Source organism: Massilia sp. HP4 (genome assembly GCF_005222695.1).
Classification (GTDB): Bacteria; Pseudomonadota; Gammaproteobacteria; order Burkholderiales; family Burkholderiaceae_D; genus Telluria.
The window spans coordinates 71,110-88,358 of sequence record NZ_STGG01000052.1; the positions used below are offsets into that span (position 1 = coordinate 71,110).

A 17,249-nucleotide genomic window follows, 5' to 3' on the forward strand; every position below is an offset into this window, starting at 1 on the left:
GCATGCCAGAGATCGAGCCATGCGCGCTATCCTTGAAGAGATACGCCAACCCGCAGCGCGTGGATGCGGCGCAGGTGGGGGCCAATATGCGGAAATGTCGAGAAATATCGGGAATGGCCTGACAGGCCAGGCATGCGGCGGGCGGCGGGCGGCGGGCGGCGGGCGGCGGGCGGCGATCAGATTGCCTGTGGTGGGCGATCAGGTGATCAGGATGGCGACGCCGGTATCCGCATAAAAGACGCGATCGGTTTTTTGTGCCTGGATCAAGCTTGCGAGATTGGGCGAATTCTGTCCTGTCGCAGGATCCATGATCGAACCGTCAGGCCGCATCATTACATAATGCAATCCTGTCGCCGGTATCCAGCTGTCGTCATCGCCGACACGCATTACCTTCAGCAAACGCTGGCCGCTACCAGGTCTTGGCGCCTCTTTGCGCACGAGCACGGTACCATTGGCTTGTGCATTGGACTCTTCGTTACCGTACAGCCGCAACAGCGTGACCCCGAGGATACCCGGAGGGACGAAAGCGATCGTCGTCAAACCGAGTCCACGCGCTGCCTTGCCAATCAGGCTCGGCAACGAGTATCCGTTGGCCGCCGAAGGAAAACCATTTGCGCCGGATGTGACTGCATAGATCAGGTTTTCGCAGCCCTTGTCCGGGGATTCCATGGCATGCGAGAGATGCCACGTGGAATGCACGTTGGTATCCTCTGGAATAAGGGTCTTGCCAAGTTCGATAGCAGCACACATCAAGCTGGCTGCACCGCAGGAATTTGGAAACGTTTGTCGATATTTTTGCATGGTTAAAAATCAATCAGAAATTTGTGACCTCGAATATCGTCAGCACTTCCTCGACGCGTTGAACAATGCATACGATTCGATGGCATGCTCCTTGCGTCGCCACCAGTCCATCCCGGTGCATGCCCGAGCGTCAAAACGCATAGCGGAAGGCGCCATTCGCCACACCTACCCGCACGCCGGCGATCGGTACGCTGTCCATCATCCGTGCCAGGAACTCGCGTGACATATCTGGCAGCATCGTATTGGTCAGGATTGCATCGATCATCCTTCCTCCCGACTCGCTTTCGGTACACCTTGAAATCACGAGGTCCACGACGTCTTCGCCATATTCGAACGGGATACCGTACCGAGCCTCGACCCGCTTCGTGATGCGCCCCAGCTGCAGGCGCACGATCTGCCCGAGCATCGCGTCCGACAATGGGTAATACGGAATCGTCACCAGCCGTCCCAGCAGTGCTGGCGGAAACACCTCGAGCAGCGGGGCGCGCAGGGCACGGGCCATGCTCTCGGGGTTCGGTACCAGCTCCCGGTCTTGGCACAGCCTGCTGATGAGCTCAGTACCGGCATTGGTGGTCAGGATGATCAGGGTGTTCCTGAAGTCGATGAAGCGCCCCTCCCCGTCTTCCATATAGCCCTTGTCGAAGACCTGGAAGAACATCTCGTGCACATCCGGATGCGCCTTTTCCACCTCGTCCAGCAGCACCACCGAATACGGCCGGCGGCGTACCGCCTCGGTCAGCACCCCACCCTCGCCATAGCCGACATAGCCCGGCGGCGCGCCCTTCAAGGTCGACACCGTGTGCGCTTCCTGGAACTCGCTCATATTGATCGTGATGAGATTCTGCTCGCCGCCATACAGCGCCTCGGCCAGTGCCAGCGCGGTCTCGGTCTTGCCCACGCCCGAGGTGCCGGCCAGCAGGAAGACACCGACCGGCTTGTCCGGGTTGTCCAATCCGGCGCGCGCGGTCTGGATGCGACGGGCGATCATTTCCATCGCATGGCCCTGGCCGATCACGCGCTGGCCCAGGATGGCGGCGATGTCCAGGATGGTCTCCGTCTCGTTCCTGGCCATGCGGCCGACCGGGATGCCGGTCCAGTCGCCGACCACCGCCGCCACCGCCTGGTAGTCGACAGTCGCCAAGACCAGCGGCTGCTCGCCCTGCAGCGCGGCCAGCCTGGCCTGCACGGCATGCAGCGCTTCCTTCAGCCCTTCCTGCTGCTCGCCATCGCGCAATCGTGCGCGCAGCGCCAGCAGGTCGTCGACCAGGGCACGCTCTTCGGCCCAGCGCTGTTCGACGGCGGCGAGGCGATCCTGTTCCTGGCCAAGCGCGGCCTCGGCCTCTTGCGCCCGCGCGCCGACCTGGATGCCGATCGCCGCCTCGCGCCGGACGATGCCGATCTCGACCTCCAGCGCCTCGATGCGCTTGCGGCTGTCGTCGACCTCGGCCGGGGTGGCGTGCAGGCTCACGGCCACGCGCGCGCAGGCGGTGTCGAGCAGGCTCACCGATTTGTCGGGCAGTTGGCGCGCCGGGATGTAGCGCTGCGACAGCTTCACCGCCGCAGCCAGGGCCTCGTCCAGGATCTGCACCCCGTGGTGCTGTTCCATCGTCGAAGCGACGGCGCGCATCATGCGCAGCGCACGCTCCTCGCCCGGTTCGTCGACCTGGATGCCCTGGAAGCGCCGGGTCAGCGCCGGATCCTTCTCGATATGCTTCTTGTATTCGGCAAAGGTAGTGGCGCCGATGGTGCGCAAGGTGCCGCGCGCCAGCGCCGGCTTGAGCAGGTTGGCGGCGTCGCCGGTGCCGGCCGCGCCGCCGGCGCCGACCAGCGTATGCGTCTCGTCGATGAACAGGATCACCGGCTTCTCGCTGGCCTGGACCTCGTCGATCACCGCGCGCAGGCGCTGCTCGAACTCACCCTTCATGCTGGCGCCGGCCTGCAGCAGGCCGACGTCCAGCGCCAGCAGCCGCACCTCTTTCAGGCTCGGGGGCACGTCGCCGCGCGCGATGCGCTGGGCAAAGCCCTCGACCACGGCGGTCTTGCCGACGCCGGCTTCGCCGATCATGATCGGATTGTTCTGGCGCCGCCGCATCAGGATGTCGACCATCTGGCGGATCTCGTCGTCGCGCCCGACGATCGGGTCCATCTTGCCGCTCCTGGCCTGCTCGGTCAGGTCGGTCGTAAAACGCGCGAGCGCTTCCTGCTTGCCCATCTGGGCCGGCGCGATCGCGCCCGCCGCTTCGCCCGGCGCGCCGGCGGCCTGGAAGCCGTCGCTGGCGGCCAGTTTCTCTTCGGGAGAGTCCTTCAGCAGCGCCGTGAAGCGCTCGGACAAGTCCTCCGCCTTGATACGCTCGAACTGGCGGCTGATCGCATACAGCGCATTGCGCAGGTTCCCCGTCTTGAGCATGCCGAACAGCAGGTGGCCGCTCCTGACCTGGGATGCGCCGAACATCAGGGTGGCGTACACCCAGGCCCGCTCGACCGTCTCCTCGAGCTGCGACGACAGGTCGGTGACCGAGGCCGCGCCGCGCGGCAGCCGGTCCAGCGCCGCGGTCAGGTCACGCGCCAGCACGGCGGCGTCGAGCTCGTAGTGGCGCAGCAGGCGGTGCAGGTCCGAGTCCTGCAACTGCAGTATCTGGTGCAGCCAGTGCACTATCTCGACATAGGGATTGCCGCGCAGCTTGCAGAAGACGGTGCTGCCTTCGATCGCGCGGTAGCACAGCGCATTGAGTTTTCCAAACAGTGCAACACGACTGATGTCGGCCATGGTCGGTTCTTTCGTGAAGTCAGCCCGCGTGGGCTGACGGATTGATCAACAGATCGCTGGCGTCGCGCGCGGCCGGGCCGCTGGCGAGCCAGGTGGTCCAGCCGAGCTGCATGCCGCCCAGCGCCAGGCGCGGTACTTCCGCGCGCGCCAGCACCAGGCGCAGGTCCCAGTCGAGCGCCAGGCCGGCATAGCCGTTCACCCAGTCGACCAGGCGGCGCAGGCTGGCGCCGCCTGGCAGCAGGCGCCGGTAGGCGGGATAGTCGAGCGGGCCGATCACGAGACGGAATCCATGCTGGCGGTCCCAGACCCGGGTGCCGAGCACGGTGGAGGCGCCGAGGCGGTTGCCGTGGTCCTGCATGCCCATGCGGCTCTGGCCTTCGGGCGGGATCGGCATCCAGCGGCCGACGAACTGCTCGAGTTCCACCGGCGCCTTGAAGTAGGCCCGCAGGATCGCCGCCAGGCCCGAGGCCGGGCGGCGCCCGTTGGCCATCAGGCCGGCGAAATGCAGCTTGGCGAAGTCGCCGATCTCGTCGCGCCCGCGCAGCGCCGGGGTGCCGATGCCGAACAGGCTGCCGACGTAGTCGCCGAAGCGGTCGCTCTCGGGCCGGTCCAGGCTGGTCGCCGGATCGGCGCTGGCGCGGGCGCGATAGAACAGCGACACCATCCGGTGGTGGAACACGTCCAGGAAAGCGACCAGGGTGGCGTCGCGGTGATTGCGCATGCGCTCGCGGGCATACTCGGTGATGTGCAAGGGCAGCGGCCCGTTGGCGCCGAGCAGGCCCATGAAGTTCACCGTCAGGCGCGGGCGTGTTTCGCCCGAAGCCGGCGTCACTCCAGCCAGTGCGCCCGGTTCGAAGCCGAGCGACGGGTCCTGGCCGAAGCGCACCGCGTCGTCGCGCGGGCGCAGCGAAGCGCCGATGCGCGGCTGGCCGGGATGCGCGTTTTCCAGCAGGCGCAGGGCCTGGTAGAAATCCATGCCGGCGCCGGCGCGCTCGATGCGGCTTTCGGTTTCTACAGGATCGCGCATGCGCCTCCCTGCGCCGGCCAGCGCATGATCTCGCCGCGGCCGACGGTGCGCACCACGGTCTCGGTGAACGCGTTGATCGACACATACTGGGCAAAGAAATGGCTCAGCACCGCGCCCAGCACGAAGGCGCCGGCGCCCTCGAAGGCGGCGTCGTCCATGGTGACCGTGATCTCCAGGCCGCGTCCGAAGGCGATCGGGCCGGGCCCCGGCAGGCGCCGGGTGACCTTGCGCGCCGCCACCGAGCGTACGCCCTCGACCTGGCGCGCGCCGGCGACGTCGAGCGGATGGCAGTACAACGCCAGCAGTTCGCGCAGTGCGCGCGCGCCCTGCTCCGGATCGGTGTCGACCAGCGACAGGTAGTTCAGCGACAGCTGGTTGATCAGGCGCCAGGCATTGCCGCCCTCGGCGAACGAGGGAAACGGCTGGCTCGGCCCGCCCAGCACCCGCACTGCCCGCACCGGCCCGCCCTGCTCCAGGATGAAATCGGTCTTGCCGACGCCAAGCGGCATCGACAGCGGCAGGTCGCGGTTGGTGCACCACAGCTCCAGACCGAGTTGGCGCAGGTCGTGGCGGTATGGCGCTTCGCGCGCGTCGACCAGGGAGACATAGGTCTCGCTGCCGATGTAGGACGAGCGCGGTCCGCGCTGGTGCTGGCGCTGCGACAGCACGCGCGGCTCGCGCCGGATCTGGTAATAGGCCTGCCCGGCCGCACTCGCAGACCCGGGGTCGCGCGCGGCGTACATCGGCTGGAATTCCTGCTCGGCGCCGGCGCCGCTGCCGTAGCCGGTCACGCGGGCGACCTGGTGCACCTCGAAGTCCATGGGGCGCGTGCGGTCGGCCAGCACGTGGTATTCGGCGCGGTCGGTGCCCAGGTCGATGCGGTCGGCGCGGCGCTGGAACAGGTTCACGGCCGGCGTGCAGTTGAGCGCGATATTGCTGGCGTCGAGCACCTGTTCGAGGCGCGCATCGCCCTGCGCCAGCAGCACCACGATCTCGATTTCATGCTCGGCGCAGGCGGCCACTGCCGGGCCCAGGCCGCACAGCTCGACGAACAGGAAGCGCTGCGCGAAGGCGAAGTATTCCTGCAGCAGGCGGTAGCCCTGGAAGCTGCGCTGGCCGCTGGGCAGCAGCGCATCGTCCTCGCCGAAGCCGCGCGGCAGCAGGGCCGTCTTCGGCAGCCGCAGGTGATGACCGGGGCGGCTGCCCGGCAGCACCAGCACGCCCTCGACCGCGCCCACGAGTTGTTCGTAGACCCGGCCCGGCAAGTCGTCGCCGCCGCGCAGGTGCAGCGCCAGGCGATCCAGGGCGAGTGCGCTGAACGGCGCGTCGTTGGTGGTACGCAGGCGCAGGCGCAGCCCGGCGCGCACCTCGTGCGGCAAGCGCGCGTCAACGCCCTCGATGCGGCCGCCATGCGCAAACAAGCGTGCTTCCGTCAATTCGACCGGCCACAGCGTCACCTCGTGCGCGGTGCGGTATTCGCAGGCGGTGGCGTCGTCCTTGCCCAGCACACTGCGCAGAGCCGCGCCGCGCGGCACGCGGTAGCCCGCGTCCAGGGCGGGGTCGGCCAGGTCGGGCTGCAGCTGCACGATCGCCATCGACGGCATCGGCGCCAGGAAATGCGGATAGACGAGTTCGGACAGGTGCTGGGTAAAGCGCGGGAATTCGGCGTCGATCTTCATCTGCACGCGCGCCGCCATGAAGGCAAAGCCCTCCAGCAGGCGCTCGACGTAGGGATCGGCGCAGTCGAAGCCTTCCAGGCCCAGGCGCCCGGCGATCTTGGGATATTGGGCCGCGAACTCGCCACCCATCTCGCGCAGGTGTTGCAGTTCCTGGCTGTAGTAGCGCAGCAGGCGTGGATTGGTCATGGCAGCGCGGCCCCGGTATCGACCAGGCTGAGCTGGCCCAGGTCCAGGTCGAGCTCCGTCTTCAGGTAGAGGCGTTCCGGATAGGGCTGGGCCCACAGGTCGGCCTGGATCTCGAACACGATCTTGCTGACCGCGTCTCTCGCGGCCATGGCCTTGACCGACACCGATGAACGGATCAGGCGCGGCTCGAAATCCCAGATCGCCTGGCGGATGGCGCGCTCGAAATCGGCGCCATCCATGCTGGCCAGCGCCACGCCCGAGATCGCAGGCAATCCGTAGTTGAGCACCGAGCCGGCCAGGTGGGGCATGGCCGTCAGCGCGCCGGTCGACGCCAGGTTGGTGGTGTTGAGCAGCCAGGCCAGGTCGCGCAGCACGCCCTCGCGCAAGCCGCGCCCGGACAGGACGCGGTGCTCGCGTGCCTCGACCGCCTTGTCGGGCTCGTGGTCGGTGAGGCGGTCCAGCAGCGAAGGCTGCAACCGCTCGCGTGGCGCCAGCTCTGTCATTTAAGCTCAGGCCTCGGCGTTGTTGCCGGCGATGTCGTAGCTGAAGGTCTTTTCGGCGGCCATCGTGCCCTTGACCTCTTGCGGGGTGTAGGCAAATTTGACCTTGCCAAAGTTGAGCGTGACATTCTCGGTCAGGCGGTCCTCGCCGCCGCTGCCGCCGGTCGAGATCGAGGTCACCAGCACCTCTTCCATCGTGATCATGATGTACTGCTTCTGGCCCTCTCCGGCCTTGCGCACCATCAGCACGGCCTTGTCGACGTGGGTGCCCTTGGCCAGGGCGGTCATCAGCGCATTGGTCGCGCTGTCGACATACTTGGTGAACGACAGGTCCTGGAAGCTGGCCTTGCCCGAGCCACCGCCGCCGCCCATGTGGGTGGTGCCCGACTGGCTCATGCCCCAGCTCCAGGCCAGCACGTCGATGTCGCCGGCCGGGCCCTGCTGCTTGTCGCGCGACTCGCCCTTGATGGTGCCGCCCATATTGATGAACATATCTACTGCCATGTCGCTTCTCCTTTGATGCCGGCGCCCACGGCGCCGGCGGGGGTTGAATGAAAAATCAGGTCGCAGCCGAAGGCAGCCTGGAGACCAGGCGCAGTGACACGGTCAGTCCTTCGAGCTGGTAATGCGGCCGCAGGAAGAACTGGGCGCTGTAGTAGCCCGGGTTGTCCTCGACTTCCTGCAGCATGACCTCGGCCGCCGCCAGCGGCTTCCTGGCCTTGGTCGCTTCGCTCGAATTGGCCGGATCGCCGTCCACGTACTGCATGATCCAGTGCGTCAGCCAGCGTTCCATGTCGTCGCGCTCCTTGAACGAGCCGATCTTGTCGCGCACGATGCACTTGAGGTAGTGGGCGAAGCGGCAGGTCGCGAACAGGTAAGGCAGGCGCGCGCCGAGGTTGGCGTTGGCGGTGGCCGCAGGGTCGTCGTATTCGGCCGGCTTGTGCAGCGACTGCGCGCCGATGAAGGCGGCGATGTCGCTGTTCTTCTTGTGCACCAGCGGCATGAAGCCGTTCCTGGCCAGTTCGGCCTCGCGCCGGTCGCTGATCGCGATCTCGGTCGGGCAGGTCATGTCGACGCCGCCGTCGTCGGTCGGGAAGGTATGCACCGGCAGGTTCTCGACCACCCCGCCCGACTCGATGCCGCGGATCTGGGTACACCAGCCGTAATGCTTGAACGAGCGGTTGATGTTGACCGCCATGGCATAGGCCGCGTTGGCCCAGGTGAAGTCGGTCGCGCCCGGCGCGCCGGTGGTCTCTTCGAAATCGAATTCTTCGACCGGGTTGGTCTTGGCGCCATATGGCGCGCGCGCCAGGAAGCGCGGCATGGCCAGGCCGACGTAGCGCGCATCCTCGGATTCGCGGAAAGCGCGCCAGGCGGCGTGCTCCGGGGTATGGAACAGCTTGGTCAGGTCGCGCGGATTGGCCAGCTCCTGCCAGGAATCCATCAGCATGACGCTGGGGTCGGCGGCGCCGATCAAGGGCGCATGCGCGGCCGCCGACACCTTCGCCATCTGTGCCAGGAGCTCGACGTCGGGCCCGCTGTTATCGAAATAGTAGTCGGCCACGAAGGCGCCGTACGGCTCGCCGCCGAACTGGCCATACTCTTCTTCGTACAGCTTCTTGAACACCGGGCTCTGGTCCCAGGCCACGCCCTTGTACTTGCGCAGCGTTTTATGCAGCTCGTTCTTCGAGATGTTCAGGACGCGGATCTTGAGCATCTCGTCGGTCTCGGTATTGCTGACCAGGTGATGCAGGCCGCGCCAGGCGCTTTCCACCGCCTGGAAGCGGCTGTCGTGCAGGATGTGGTTGATCTGCGTGGTCAGCTTGCGGTCGATCGCGGCGACCAGGCCCTCGATCGTGGCCAGCACGTCGCTGCCGACCACCGTGGCATCCTGCAAGGCCTGCTGGGCCAGGGTGCGCACGGCGTTGTCGACCGCATCGCGCGCCTTGTCGGTGCGCGGCTTGAATTCCTGCTGCAGCAGGGCCGCGAAATCGCTCGCGGCAAACGTGGCGTCGGACAGGGACGCGTCCAGCGCCTGGGTTGCGGTGGCCATGGCTTATCCTTGTGGCGGTTGGTCGGCGTCGCCCGTCGGCGCGGCGGTATCGAAGGGCTTGGGCTCGGCGGCCAGCGCCTGCATCAGGGCCGGATTGCCCATCAGCTTCGCTATCAGGTCTTCGGCGCCGGTCTTGCCGTCCATATAGGTCAGCAGGTTGGTGAGCTGGCTGCGCGCTTCGAGCAGGGTGCGCAGCGGATCGACCTTGCGCGCGATCGCGCCGGGCGTGAAATCGTCCAGGCTCTCGAAGGTGATGTCCAGCGCGAGGCTGCCTTCGCCGGTGAGGGTGTTGGGCACCGTCGTCACCACGCGCGGCTTCATCGATTTGAGGCGCTCGTCGAAGTTGTCGATGTCGATCTCGAGGAACTTGCGCTCGGCCACCGGCGCGAGCGGCTCGGCGGGCGTGCCCGACAGGTCGGAAAACACGCCCATCACGAAGGGCAGTTGCACCTTCTTCTCGGCGCCATAGGCTTCGACGTCGTATTCGATCTGCACCCGCGGCGCACGGTTGCGCGCGATGAACTTCTGACTGCTTTCTTTAGCCACGATAAGACTCCATTCAAATGTGGGACATGTGTTTATGAATCGCTCCGCACGCCGCTGATCTGCGCCAGCTGGTTCAATCCGTCAGGAGCGAGCTCCTCCATCAATTCGGTGAAATTCATGTCGACCAGCCCCCTGGCCCGCTGCAGCAGCAAAGGCACCGGGCTCGATGGTTCGGCCCGCGCATACCAGGCGCAGATGCGTTCCAGCAGGCGCACCACGTCGGCGCGGCCGGCGATCTCGCCTTCATGGCGCGCGGCGACCGCGGCGGCGCCCTCGCGGGCCGCTTCGTCCTGCTGCGGCGCGGCGGCGGCGGCCAGGTGCGGGCGCAGCCGGCCGGCCGCGCGTTGCAGCAGGCCGGCAAGCGGCGCCAGGTCGATGCCCATGCCGGCGTCCAGGTGCCGGGCCAGCGTCGCTTCGATGTCCGCCACGCTGGCGCCGGCCGCATCCAGCGCCGTGCAGGTGGCGGCCAGCTCGTCCTTCGATGCCGCGCCGAAGGCGGCCAGGATCGTGGCCGGGGATGCGCCCTCGGCCTCATCCTGTTCGCCGGCCTCGATCGCGCGCAGGCTGAAGGCGCCGATGGCGCGCGCCTCGACCAGCGGCAGGTCGCGCAACTGGCGCAGCATGGCGCCCGGCTCCACCAGCGCCGCCAGCGTGTTCAGGCGCAAGGTCGGATCGTTGCCGTCGTCGGCATCGAGCTGCGGATGGAGTTGTTCCCAATGCGCGGACAGGAGCGCCGCCAGCAGCGCCAGGCCGGCCGCCAGCCCCGGAGCGCCATCGTGGCCGAGCAGCGCACGCGCCAGGCCGACCGCGACCCGCAGGTCGCGCGTGCGCTGCATCAGCTCGAGCGCCAGTGCGCGCGCCTCCTTCCAGTCCGGCCCCGTGGCCGGCGTGATCGTGCTGCCGTATCGGACTTCGGGCTTGCCGTCCAGCGCCGCCTCGAGCGCCAGGAATTGCGGATCGTATTCCAGGTCCTCGCCGCAAGGCAGCAGCTCGTCGAGTGGCGCGGCGAAGGCCGCGAGGGAAGTCAGTGGGATGTCGGTCATGGCGCTTGTCCTTGGTTCAGGAAGACTTACGCCAACCCGGGTCGGCTGGACGCGGACCGGTCCGCATTTTTTTCGGCCAGCTCCTCTGTGCTGCCGAAACGCGCCAGCAGCACCGTGACGTTGTCGCGGCTCGCATGCCGCCCGGCCAGTGCGAGCAGGCCGGCGCAGGCGGCGTGCAGGTCTTCTTCACGCCGCAGCAGGGCCGCGATCTCGGCATGCGGCGCCCAGCCGTGCAAGCCGTCGCTGCACAGCAGCAGCAGGTCGCCCGCACACACTTCGTGATAGTCGAGATCGGGCGCCACGGCCGGCGCGGGACCGATCGCCTGCAACAGCAGGTTGCGCGGCGGCAGTTCGCCCGGCGCGCTCGACTCCAGCGCCAGCTGGTAGGCGGTCTGGTCGCGCGTCAGCTGGACCAGGATGCCGTCGCGGCAGCGGTACAGCCGGCTGTCGCCGACGTGGAACGAGACGATGGCGCCCTGCGCCGGCAGGAATTGCAGCCCGGTCAGGGTGCTGCCCATGCCGTCGCCGTCGGCATGGCCGTGTGCGCGGTTCTCTTCATACAGCAGCGCGTTGGCCTGGTCGACCGCGCGCCGCAGGCGCACCATGCTGTCCCAGCGCAGATCGAGTTCGGTGGCGTCCGGGTCGCCCGCCGCACTGCCTGCGCACGACGCTGCCGCGCCCTCGGCCAGGCTGCGCACCAGCGCGGCCAGCGCCCCGCTGCTGGCGACCTCGCCGGCCATGTGACCGCCCATGCCGTCGGCGACGGCGGCCAGCCCCAGGCCAGCGTCGACCACGAAGCAATCCTCATTGCGCGCACGCACCGCGCCGGCCTCGCTCATGCCGCAGGCCTGCATGGCCAGGCGCGGGTGTTCCGGTGTGTGAATGAGCATGTGCTTGCCTGCGGACGGTGATGAACATGCGTCTAGCTACGCAGCGATCGCACGCCCGGATGCGGCGCCGCGCATTCCCGCGCCCTGCAAGATGTATTGACGATTCGTAACTAGTCTTGTGCTTTTATTAGTTTATCCCTATTGAATAATCAAAACCGATAGATTGTTATAAGTAGATACGATTGGCCGTAACTATTGGTTTCCTGCACGATCGTGTTCATGAACCTGACGCACGATCGACACAGTCACCTGGCGGGCCTGATCACCGCCGCCGCCGCCGGCGACCACGCCGCCTTCCGCGAATTGCACGGCCTGACGCACGACTACCTGTACCACACGGCACTGCGGCTGCTGCGCTTGCCCAGCCTGGCCGAAGACGTGCTGCAGGATGCCTACCTGAGCGTGTGGCTGCATGCCTCGTCGTTCCGGCCCGGCCAGGCCAGCCCGATGACCTGGCTGATCGCCATCGTGCGCAACCGCGCCTTCAGCATCCTGCGCAGCAACCGCAACGGCATCGCCTCGCTGATGTCGGATGACGACCCGGCGCTGCTGGCCGAGACGGTGCAGGGCGACGAGATCGACGCCGGCGCCCAGGTCTACGACACGCTGGCGCAGATGCGCCTGGCACAGGCGATGACCCGGCTGGAACCGGCCCAGCGCCAGAGCATCGCGCTGGCCTTCGGGCAGGAATTGACGCACGCCGAGATCGCCCGCCACCTGGGCGTCCCACTGGGAACGGCGAAGAGCTGGCTGCGGCGCGGCCTGGAGCGGCTGCGCCTGTATATGGAAGAACCGGACACGCAGGCGATCAAGCTGTCGGCGAGGCATCGCCAGGGCATCGGGCTCGACGCGCGTGCGGGAGACACCCGGACCTGGCGCAACGCCACCGGGAAGCCGGTGGCAAGAAAGAAGGGTCAGCCGCCGCGCTGCTTTTCCCAGGCGCGCGGACTGCCTGCCATCACTTCCTGCATCTGCGTGCGCAGCCAGAGCAGCCCGGGGTCGCCGTCGCTGCTCGGATGCCAGGCCATGCACAGCGTGTAGGTCAGGAAGGGGAAGGCCAGCTCGACCACCTCGACGCAGGGGTGGTCGTAGGGTGCGATGAAGGCCGGCACGGTGCACACCAGGTCGCTCTGGCCGACGATCGCGACGACGGCGCTGAAATCGCGCACCGCCATCATCGTGTGGCGCGAATGGCCCAGCCGGTACAGCTGTTCGTCCATGAAGCCGTGCAGGCTGCTGTCGCGCGCCACGTTCACATGGTCGAGGGTGCAGTATTCTTCCAGTGTCACCGGCGCCTTTCCCCGCGCGTGGTCGCGGCGCTGCACCATCACATAGGGCGTCGTCATCAGCTCGCGGCTGAACAAGCCCGACGGCAGCAGGCAGGCCGTGCTGAAGCACAGGTCGACCTCGCCTTTTTCGAGCCGGCTCGCCAGGTCGCTCCCGTCCGGGGCGCTCAAGGTCAGGCGCAAGCCCTTGTTGCCGAGCGCCTGCATGCGGCGCGCCAAGCCGGGCAGGATCACCGCGGCGCCGGTATTGTTGGCCACGACATTGAAGGTGCGCGTGGCGCTGTCGGGGTCGAAGTCGTCGGAATCGAAGCGCACCGCCGCGTTCAATCCCGCCAGCGCCGGCTGCAGCCGGCGGTGCAGCTTGAGCGCGAACGGCGACGGCGCCAGGCCGCGCCCGCTCTCGGCCGGCACCAGCAGCGGATCGCCGAACAGCTGGCGCAGGCGCGACAGCTGCGCCGACAGGGCCGGCTGGCTGACGTGCAGGCGCGCCGCGGCGCGCGTCACATTGCACTCCTCGAGCAGGACGTTCAGCGACAGCAGCAGTGGCAGGTCGGCGCCGCGCAGGGACGGCGCCGCGCGCGAGAGGGAGAGTGGCTTGTTCATGGTTACTTTTTTTTCCGAATGGTCGCAGGCGGCTCACGTGCCGCCTGCAAACGTTTTCACATCAGTGACATCATACGGTGGGAACGGTTCCACCATCGATGACGAACTCGGCGCCGTGGACCGAGGCCGCCAGCGGCGACAACAGGAAGGCGACCAGCTCGGCGACTTCTTCCGGCTTGCCGGGGCGGCCGATCGGGATGCCGCCGAGCGAGACCATGACCTGCTGGCGCGCCTCCTCGACGCTGCAGCCGCCATGGGCCGCCAGGCCTGCCAGGAAATCCTGGGCGGCGCCGGTCTCGATGAAGCCGGGCGCCACGGCATTGACACGGATGCCGCGCGGGCCGAACTCCTTCGCCAGCGACTTGCTGTAATTGGCCAGGGCCGCCTTGGCCGCGGCGTAGGCGACCGTCGATTCGTACAGCGGCAGGCGGCGCTGGATCGAGGTGATGTGCACGATGGCGCCCGCGCCCCGCTGCACCATGGCCGGCAGGAAGGCGCGATCGACCCGCACCGCGCTCATCAGATTGAGCTGGAGCGCGTCTTCCCACATGGCGTCGGTGAGCGCCAGCGCACCGCCGCCGGGCGCCGAGGAGCCGCCGACATTGTTGACCACGAAATCCAGGTGGCCGAATTCGGCATGGACGGTCTCGACCAGGCGGCGCGCGCCGTCGGCGCTGGCCAGGTCCGCTTCCAGGTAGCGCACGCCCGCTACCGGCTCGGACGGCTGGCCGCGCGCCGGGGCGATCACGGTCGCGCCGCGTTCGGCCAGCACGCGCACGATGGCCTGGCCCATTCCCTTGGTGCCGCCGGTGACCAGGGCCCGCTTGCCTTCGAAGGAATAGTTGCTCATGGTGCGATCTCCAGCGCGGCGATGGCGTCGCCGCGCAGTGCGAAGCGGAAGGCCAGCGTGACGGGGCTGCCGGCGAAGTTTCCGCTCACTTCGGCGTGCAGCGTGCAGCCGTCATCGGTGGGTTCGAGGCGGCGCGGCGCCATGGTCGCGTCATACCTGCGGGCGGCGTCGAGGGCCCAGGCCGCGATCGCGGGCTGGCCGCGGTGCAGGTGGCCTTCGTCGTGCACGGCGCCGTCCGGCAGGAAGGCCGCGGCGACGCCTTGCGCATCGCGCGCATTGCTGGCCGCGACATAGCTCGCGACCGGTGGGGGCAAATTGTTCATCCGGTTTCTCCTTGAAGTAGGTGGTTCCAGTGTAGGGCCCAGCACTATGGATAAAAACTACCAAAAGCGCTATGCTCCATGAACTTGCAGTTCATAATGACTACCATGAGTTCACTCGAACTGATCCGGCTTTTCCTCGCGGTCGCCGAACACCGCAGCTTTACCCTGGCCGCCCGGCGCCTGGACGTCAGCCCGACCGCCGTCAGCAAGGGCGTGCGCGCGCTGGAAGCAAAGCACGGCGTGACGCTGTTCACCCGCACTACCCGCAGCGTCGCGCTCACCGATGCCGGCGTCAGCCTGCTCGCCGCGCTCAAGCCGGCCGTGGGCCAGATCGAGGACGCTTTTTCGGCGCTCGCGCAGTTCCAGAGCCGGCCCGCCGGGCGCCTGCGCATCACCGCCCCGCGCGCCTTCGGCTTCTTGCTGGCGCGGGTGCTGGTGCCGCGCATGCGCGCCGCCTACCCCGAGATCGGCTTCGACCTGTCGCTCGACGACGGCCTGGTCGACCTGGTGGCCGCCGGCTTCGACGCCGGCATCCGCCTCGGCCAGTCGGTGGCCCAGGATATGGTCGCCATCCGCCTCAGCCGCCCGCTGGCCTGGTCGATCGTCGCGTCGCCCGGCTACTTCGCCGAGCATGGCGAGCCCGCCAATCCGCACGCGCTGCTGCAGCATCGCGCCATCCGTTACCGTTTCACGACATCAGGCATCCTGCCGCCGTGGACCTTCCGCGATGGCGACAGCGCGAGTGGAACCGAATACCAGCTCGAGCCGGAGGCCGCCCTGAGCGCCAACGACACCCGGATGATCGCCGAGCTGGCGCGCCAGGGGCTGGGCATCGCCTGCCTGCCCGATCTCGAGATCGACGACGACCTGCGCCAGGGCCGCCTGGTGCGGGTGCTCGCCGCGTTCCTGCCCGCGACCTCGGGCCTGTACCTGTACTTCCCGATGCGCAGCCAGCACCAGCCCAAGATGCGGGCCCTGATCGACGAGGCGTCGCGGCTGGCCGGCGAAGGCTTGCTCGACGCCCAGTCTCCTTAATTGGCGCCGGTCGCGGCCACCGCATCCAGGATCACCCTGGCCACGTCCGCCGGGCGCGACTGCTGCGGCACGTGGCTGGTCGCCAGCTCGGTCGTCCTGGCGCCGATCCTGGCGGCCATTGCGCGCTGCAGGCCGGGGTCGATCATGCGGTCGCGGGCGCTGACGACGAACCAGGACGGCTTGCCTTTCCAGGCCGGGGTCGTCACCTTGTCGCTGAAGGCCTTGGCCTGGATCGGGCCCTGGGTGGCTGCCATCACGGCGGCCTGGGCCGCCGGCACGTCCTGGGCGAAGTCTTCGCGCATCGCGGCGTCGGGCAGGCTCAGGAAGCCTTGCTTGTCGGCGACGAAGCGCTTGCTGCCGGGGGCGGCGGGATAGCCCTCGCCGGTCTCGGCGGTGGACTTGCCGGCATCCGGCGCGAACGCCGCCACGTACACCAGGCTCGCCACCTTGTCGTGGCCGCCGGCCTCGGTGATCACGGTGCCGCCCCAGGAATGCCCGACCAGCACCACCTTGCCCGGCTGGGTCTCGATCGCGCGGCGCGCCGCGGCGACGTCGTCGGCCAGCGAGGTCAGCGGATTCTGGATCGCGGTGACCTTCACGCCCTTGGCCTGCAACAGCGGAATGACCTTGGCCCAGTCCGAGCCGTCGGCGAAGGCGCCGTGCACGATCACGACCGATGGCTTGGTGCTTGCCTTGGCGGCGCTGTCGGCCGCGTGGACGTTGGCGCCGATGCCGGCCAGGGCGGCGGCGATGGCGAGGGAATGCAGGTGGTGGCGGATGGTCATGGTGTTCTCCTGGGTGGTGTGGGTAAGTGAAGCCAGTATAGGAACGGCACGCCGGTCACGGTATCGGTCGATCGACCGATACGGGCGACCGCCCTGCCCATCCCGTTCCGCGTCACCACCAGGGGGGCGAAGCGCGCGCATCTACGACATACGGCGCCAGGGCCGGATCGGATGCGCGGACAGACGCTTTTTTCAAGGCGATGTCACCGTTATCTATGGATGAATCTGATCGTAATGCGCAGCAATTGCTCTACAGAAGCAACTCGCCCCCCATCGAGCGCCCACAGCCAGCCCAGGTAATTTGGCAGGCGCCATGACGCCACGCCATGAAAGCGCGCCAGCCACTCCTTGAACCGCCGGTGATAGGCGTTCACGTTCTGCACGTGGATGGCGCCCTGGGTGCTTGCGCGCACCCGCTGGCCCGCCTGGAGATTGACGGCTCGATGGGCGATGCCGTGCTCGCGGGCGAAGGCGCGGTAGGCGGCGTTGGCGTCGGTCACCAGCAGCGCCTGGGGATCGAGCTTGGGCAACAGGTATTCTTTTAACTGGGATTTTGTCAACGCGCCGCTGCCGGTGACGGCGTCGATGGTCTGCCCGCTACGGTCGCGTGCTACCAGGATGCAGTCGAGGTGGTGTGAGAGGCCGCGCAAGGCCGCCTTGCCGCCGCGCTTGCGCGGTTTGCGGTCGAGTTTGCGTGAACCCTTTTGCGATTCGAGCAGGAAGGTTTCGTCTGCTTCGACGATGCCGGTCAGTTGCCGCGGCCGGTCGTATTTGACCCAGTGAAGAAAACGGTGACGCCAGCGAAAGGTGGTGTTGCGGTGGACGCCGACCTGCCTGGCTGCGCTGCGCACCGTGCGCGAATCGAGTAGCGCGCC

At 67.7% G+C, this 17,249-nt stretch carries 16 protein-coding genes and 1 pseudogene; 2 read left to right on the forward strand and 15 right to left on the reverse strand.

From position 1 onward, the window contains the following. Positions 1-198: 198 nt before the first annotated feature. The 10 genes from E8M83_RS20225 to E8M83_RS20270 all read right to left on the reverse strand — a co-directional run bounded on the left by E8M83_RS20225 (position 199) and on the right by E8M83_RS20270 (position 11,492). Positions 199-801: a hypothetical protein gene (locus E8M83_RS20225; protein ID WP_137175147.1), complete on the reverse strand. Its 603-nt coding sequence runs from the start codon at positions 799-801 to the stop codon at positions 199-201. Between the two features lie 130 nt (positions 802-931). Beyond that, a complete protein-coding gene (gene tssH / locus E8M83_RS20230; RefSeq protein ID WP_137175148.1) occupies positions 932-3,568 on the reverse strand; it encodes a type VI secretion system ATPase TssH in 2,637 nt (878 codons plus the stop codon). A 19-nt stretch (positions 3,569-3,587) separates the two neighbouring features. Next, on the reverse strand, positions 3,588-4,595 hold the full coding sequence (tssG, locus tag E8M83_RS20235; protein WP_170976871.1) for a type VI secretion system baseplate subunit TssG: 1,008 nt from the start codon (positions 4,593-4,595) through the stop codon (positions 3,588-3,590). Further along, the gene (tssF, locus tag E8M83_RS20240) at positions 4,580-6,460 is read right to left on the reverse strand and encodes a type VI secretion system baseplate subunit TssF (protein WP_137175149.1); all 1,881 of its coding nucleotides are present in this window, start codon (positions 6,458-6,460) and stop codon (positions 4,580-4,582) included. Before tssF ends, tssG begins: the two co-directional genes overlap by 16 nt. Beyond that, entirely contained in the window at positions 6,457-6,963 is a 507-nt protein-coding gene (tssE, locus tag E8M83_RS20245; RefSeq protein WP_137175150.1) for a type VI secretion system baseplate subunit TssE, read from the reverse strand. The genes tssF and tssE overlap by 4 nt, the downstream gene beginning before the upstream one ends. A gap of 6 nt (positions 6,964-6,969) precedes the next feature. Then, the gene (locus tag E8M83_RS20250) at positions 6,970-7,464 is read right to left on the reverse strand and encodes a type VI secretion system tube protein Hcp (RefSeq protein WP_137175151.1); all 495 of its coding nucleotides are present in this window, start codon (positions 7,462-7,464) and stop codon (positions 6,970-6,972) included. 55 nt (positions 7,465-7,519) lie between these two features. After that, positions 7,520-9,013 (reverse strand): type VI secretion system contractile sheath large subunit, encoded by a 1,494-nt coding sequence (tssC, locus tag E8M83_RS20255; RefSeq protein ID WP_137175152.1) that lies wholly within the window; start codon positions 9,011-9,013, stop codon positions 7,520-7,522. Positions 9,014-9,016: 3 nt separating this feature from the next. Further along, complete coding sequence (tssB, locus tag E8M83_RS20260) at positions 9,017-9,559, reverse strand: type VI secretion system contractile sheath small subunit (protein ID WP_137175153.1); 543 nt, start codon at positions 9,557-9,559, stop codon at positions 9,017-9,019. Positions 9,560-9,591: 32 nt separating this feature from the next. Beyond that, complete coding sequence (gene tssA, locus E8M83_RS20265; RefSeq protein WP_137175154.1) at positions 9,592-10,602, reverse strand: type VI secretion system protein TssA; 1,011 nt, start codon at positions 10,600-10,602, stop codon at positions 9,592-9,594. A 26-nt stretch (positions 10,603-10,628) separates the two neighbouring features. After that, on the reverse strand, positions 10,629-11,492 hold the full coding sequence (locus E8M83_RS20270) for a PP2C family serine/threonine-protein phosphatase (RefSeq protein ID WP_137175155.1): 864 nt from the start codon (positions 11,490-11,492) through the stop codon (positions 10,629-10,631). A 219-nt stretch (positions 11,493-11,711) separates the two neighbouring features. On the opposite strand from E8M83_RS20270, the pseudogene E8M83_RS26345 reads away from it, so the two are divergent. After that, a pseudogene (locus E8M83_RS26345) lies at positions 11,712-12,263 on the forward strand (sigma-70 family RNA polymerase sigma factor); the annotation flags it as partial. Positions 12,264-12,406: 143 nt separating this feature from the next. On the opposite strand, the gene E8M83_RS20280 reads toward E8M83_RS26345, so the two are convergent. The 3 genes from E8M83_RS20280 to E8M83_RS20290 form a co-directional block, all read right to left on the reverse strand. Further along, positions 12,407-13,381: a LysR family transcriptional regulator gene (locus tag E8M83_RS20280; RefSeq protein ID WP_137175157.1), complete on the reverse strand. Its 975-nt coding sequence runs from the start codon at positions 13,379-13,381 to the stop codon at positions 12,407-12,409. Positions 13,382-13,451: 70 nt separating this feature from the next. Continuing rightward, on the reverse strand, positions 13,452-14,231 hold the full coding sequence (locus E8M83_RS20285) for an SDR family oxidoreductase (protein WP_137175158.1): 780 nt from the start codon (positions 14,229-14,231) through the stop codon (positions 13,452-13,454). Beyond that, on the reverse strand, positions 14,228-14,554 hold the full coding sequence (locus E8M83_RS20290; RefSeq protein ID WP_137175159.1) for a nuclear transport factor 2 family protein: 327 nt from the start codon (positions 14,552-14,554) through the stop codon (positions 14,228-14,230). Before E8M83_RS20290 ends, E8M83_RS20285 begins: the two co-directional genes overlap by 4 nt. Positions 14,555-14,659: 105 nt before the next feature. On the opposite strand from E8M83_RS20290, the gene E8M83_RS20295 reads away from it, so the two are divergent. After that, positions 14,660-15,589: a LysR family transcriptional regulator gene (locus tag E8M83_RS20295; RefSeq protein WP_137175160.1), complete on the forward strand. Its 930-nt coding sequence runs from the start codon at positions 14,660-14,662 to the stop codon at positions 15,587-15,589. Here the strand turns inward: E8M83_RS20295 and E8M83_RS20300 are convergent. Then, positions 15,586-16,374 carry an alpha/beta fold hydrolase gene (locus E8M83_RS20300; protein WP_137175161.1) on the reverse strand — a complete coding sequence of 263 codons (789 nt, stop codon included), beginning with the start codon at positions 16,372-16,374 and terminating at the stop codon, positions 15,586-15,588. The genes E8M83_RS20295 and E8M83_RS20300 overlap by 4 nt on opposite strands. 209 nt (positions 16,375-16,583) lie before the next feature. After that, positions 16,584-17,249: IS1595 family transposase (locus tag E8M83_RS20305; RefSeq protein WP_137175162.1), on the reverse strand; the 666-nt coding region annotated here is incomplete at its 5' end.

Excerpts from the sequence above, each read along its gene's own strand:
- E8M83_RS20225 (WP_137175147.1), bottom strand. The coding sequence starts at position 801 with ATGCAAAAATATCGACAAACGTTTCCAAATTCCTGCGGTGCAGCCAGC.
- tssH (WP_137175148.1), bottom strand. The coding sequence starts at position 3,568 with ATGGCCGACATCAGTCGTGTTGCACTGTTTGGAAAACTCAATGCGCTG.
- tssG (WP_170976871.1), bottom strand. The coding sequence starts at position 4,595 with ATGCGCGATCCTGTAGAAACCGAAAGCCGCATCGAGCGCGCCGGCGCC.
- tssF (WP_137175149.1), bottom strand. The coding sequence starts at position 6,460 with ATGACCAATCCACGCCTGCTGCGCTACTACAGCCAGGAACTGCAACAC.
- tssE (WP_137175150.1), bottom strand. The coding sequence starts at position 6,963 with ATGACAGAGCTGGCGCCACGCGAGCGGTTGCAGCCTTCGCTGCTGGAC.
- E8M83_RS20250 (WP_137175151.1), bottom strand. The coding sequence starts at position 7,464 with ATGGCAGTAGATATGTTCATCAATATGGGCGGCACCATCAAGGGCGAG.
- tssC (WP_137175152.1), bottom strand. The coding sequence starts at position 9,013 with ATGGCCACCGCAACCCAGGCGCTGGACGCGTCCCTGTCCGACGCCACG.
- tssA (WP_137175154.1), bottom strand. The coding sequence starts at position 10,602 with ATGACCGACATCCCACTGACTTCCCTCGCGGCCTTCGCCGCGCCACTC.
- E8M83_RS20270 (WP_137175155.1), bottom strand. The coding sequence starts at position 11,492 with ATGCTCATTCACACACCGGAACACCCGCGCCTGGCCATGCAGGCCTGC.
- E8M83_RS20280 (WP_137175157.1), bottom strand. The coding sequence starts at position 13,381 with ATGAACAAGCCACTCTCCCTCTCGCGCGCGGCGCCGTCCCTGCGCGGC.
- E8M83_RS20285 (WP_137175158.1), bottom strand. The coding sequence starts at position 14,231 with ATGAGCAACTATTCCTTCGAAGGCAAGCGGGCCCTGGTCACCGGCGGC.
- E8M83_RS20290 (WP_137175159.1), bottom strand. The coding sequence starts at position 14,554 with ATGAACAATTTGCCCCCACCGGTCGCGAGCTATGTCGCGGCCAGCAAT.
- E8M83_RS20295 (WP_137175160.1), top strand. The coding sequence starts at position 14,660 with ATGAGTTCACTCGAACTGATCCGGCTTTTCCTCGCGGTCGCCGAACAC.
- E8M83_RS20300 (WP_137175161.1), bottom strand. The coding sequence starts at position 16,374 with ATGACCATCCGCCACCACCTGCATTCCCTCGCCATCGCCGCCGCCCTG.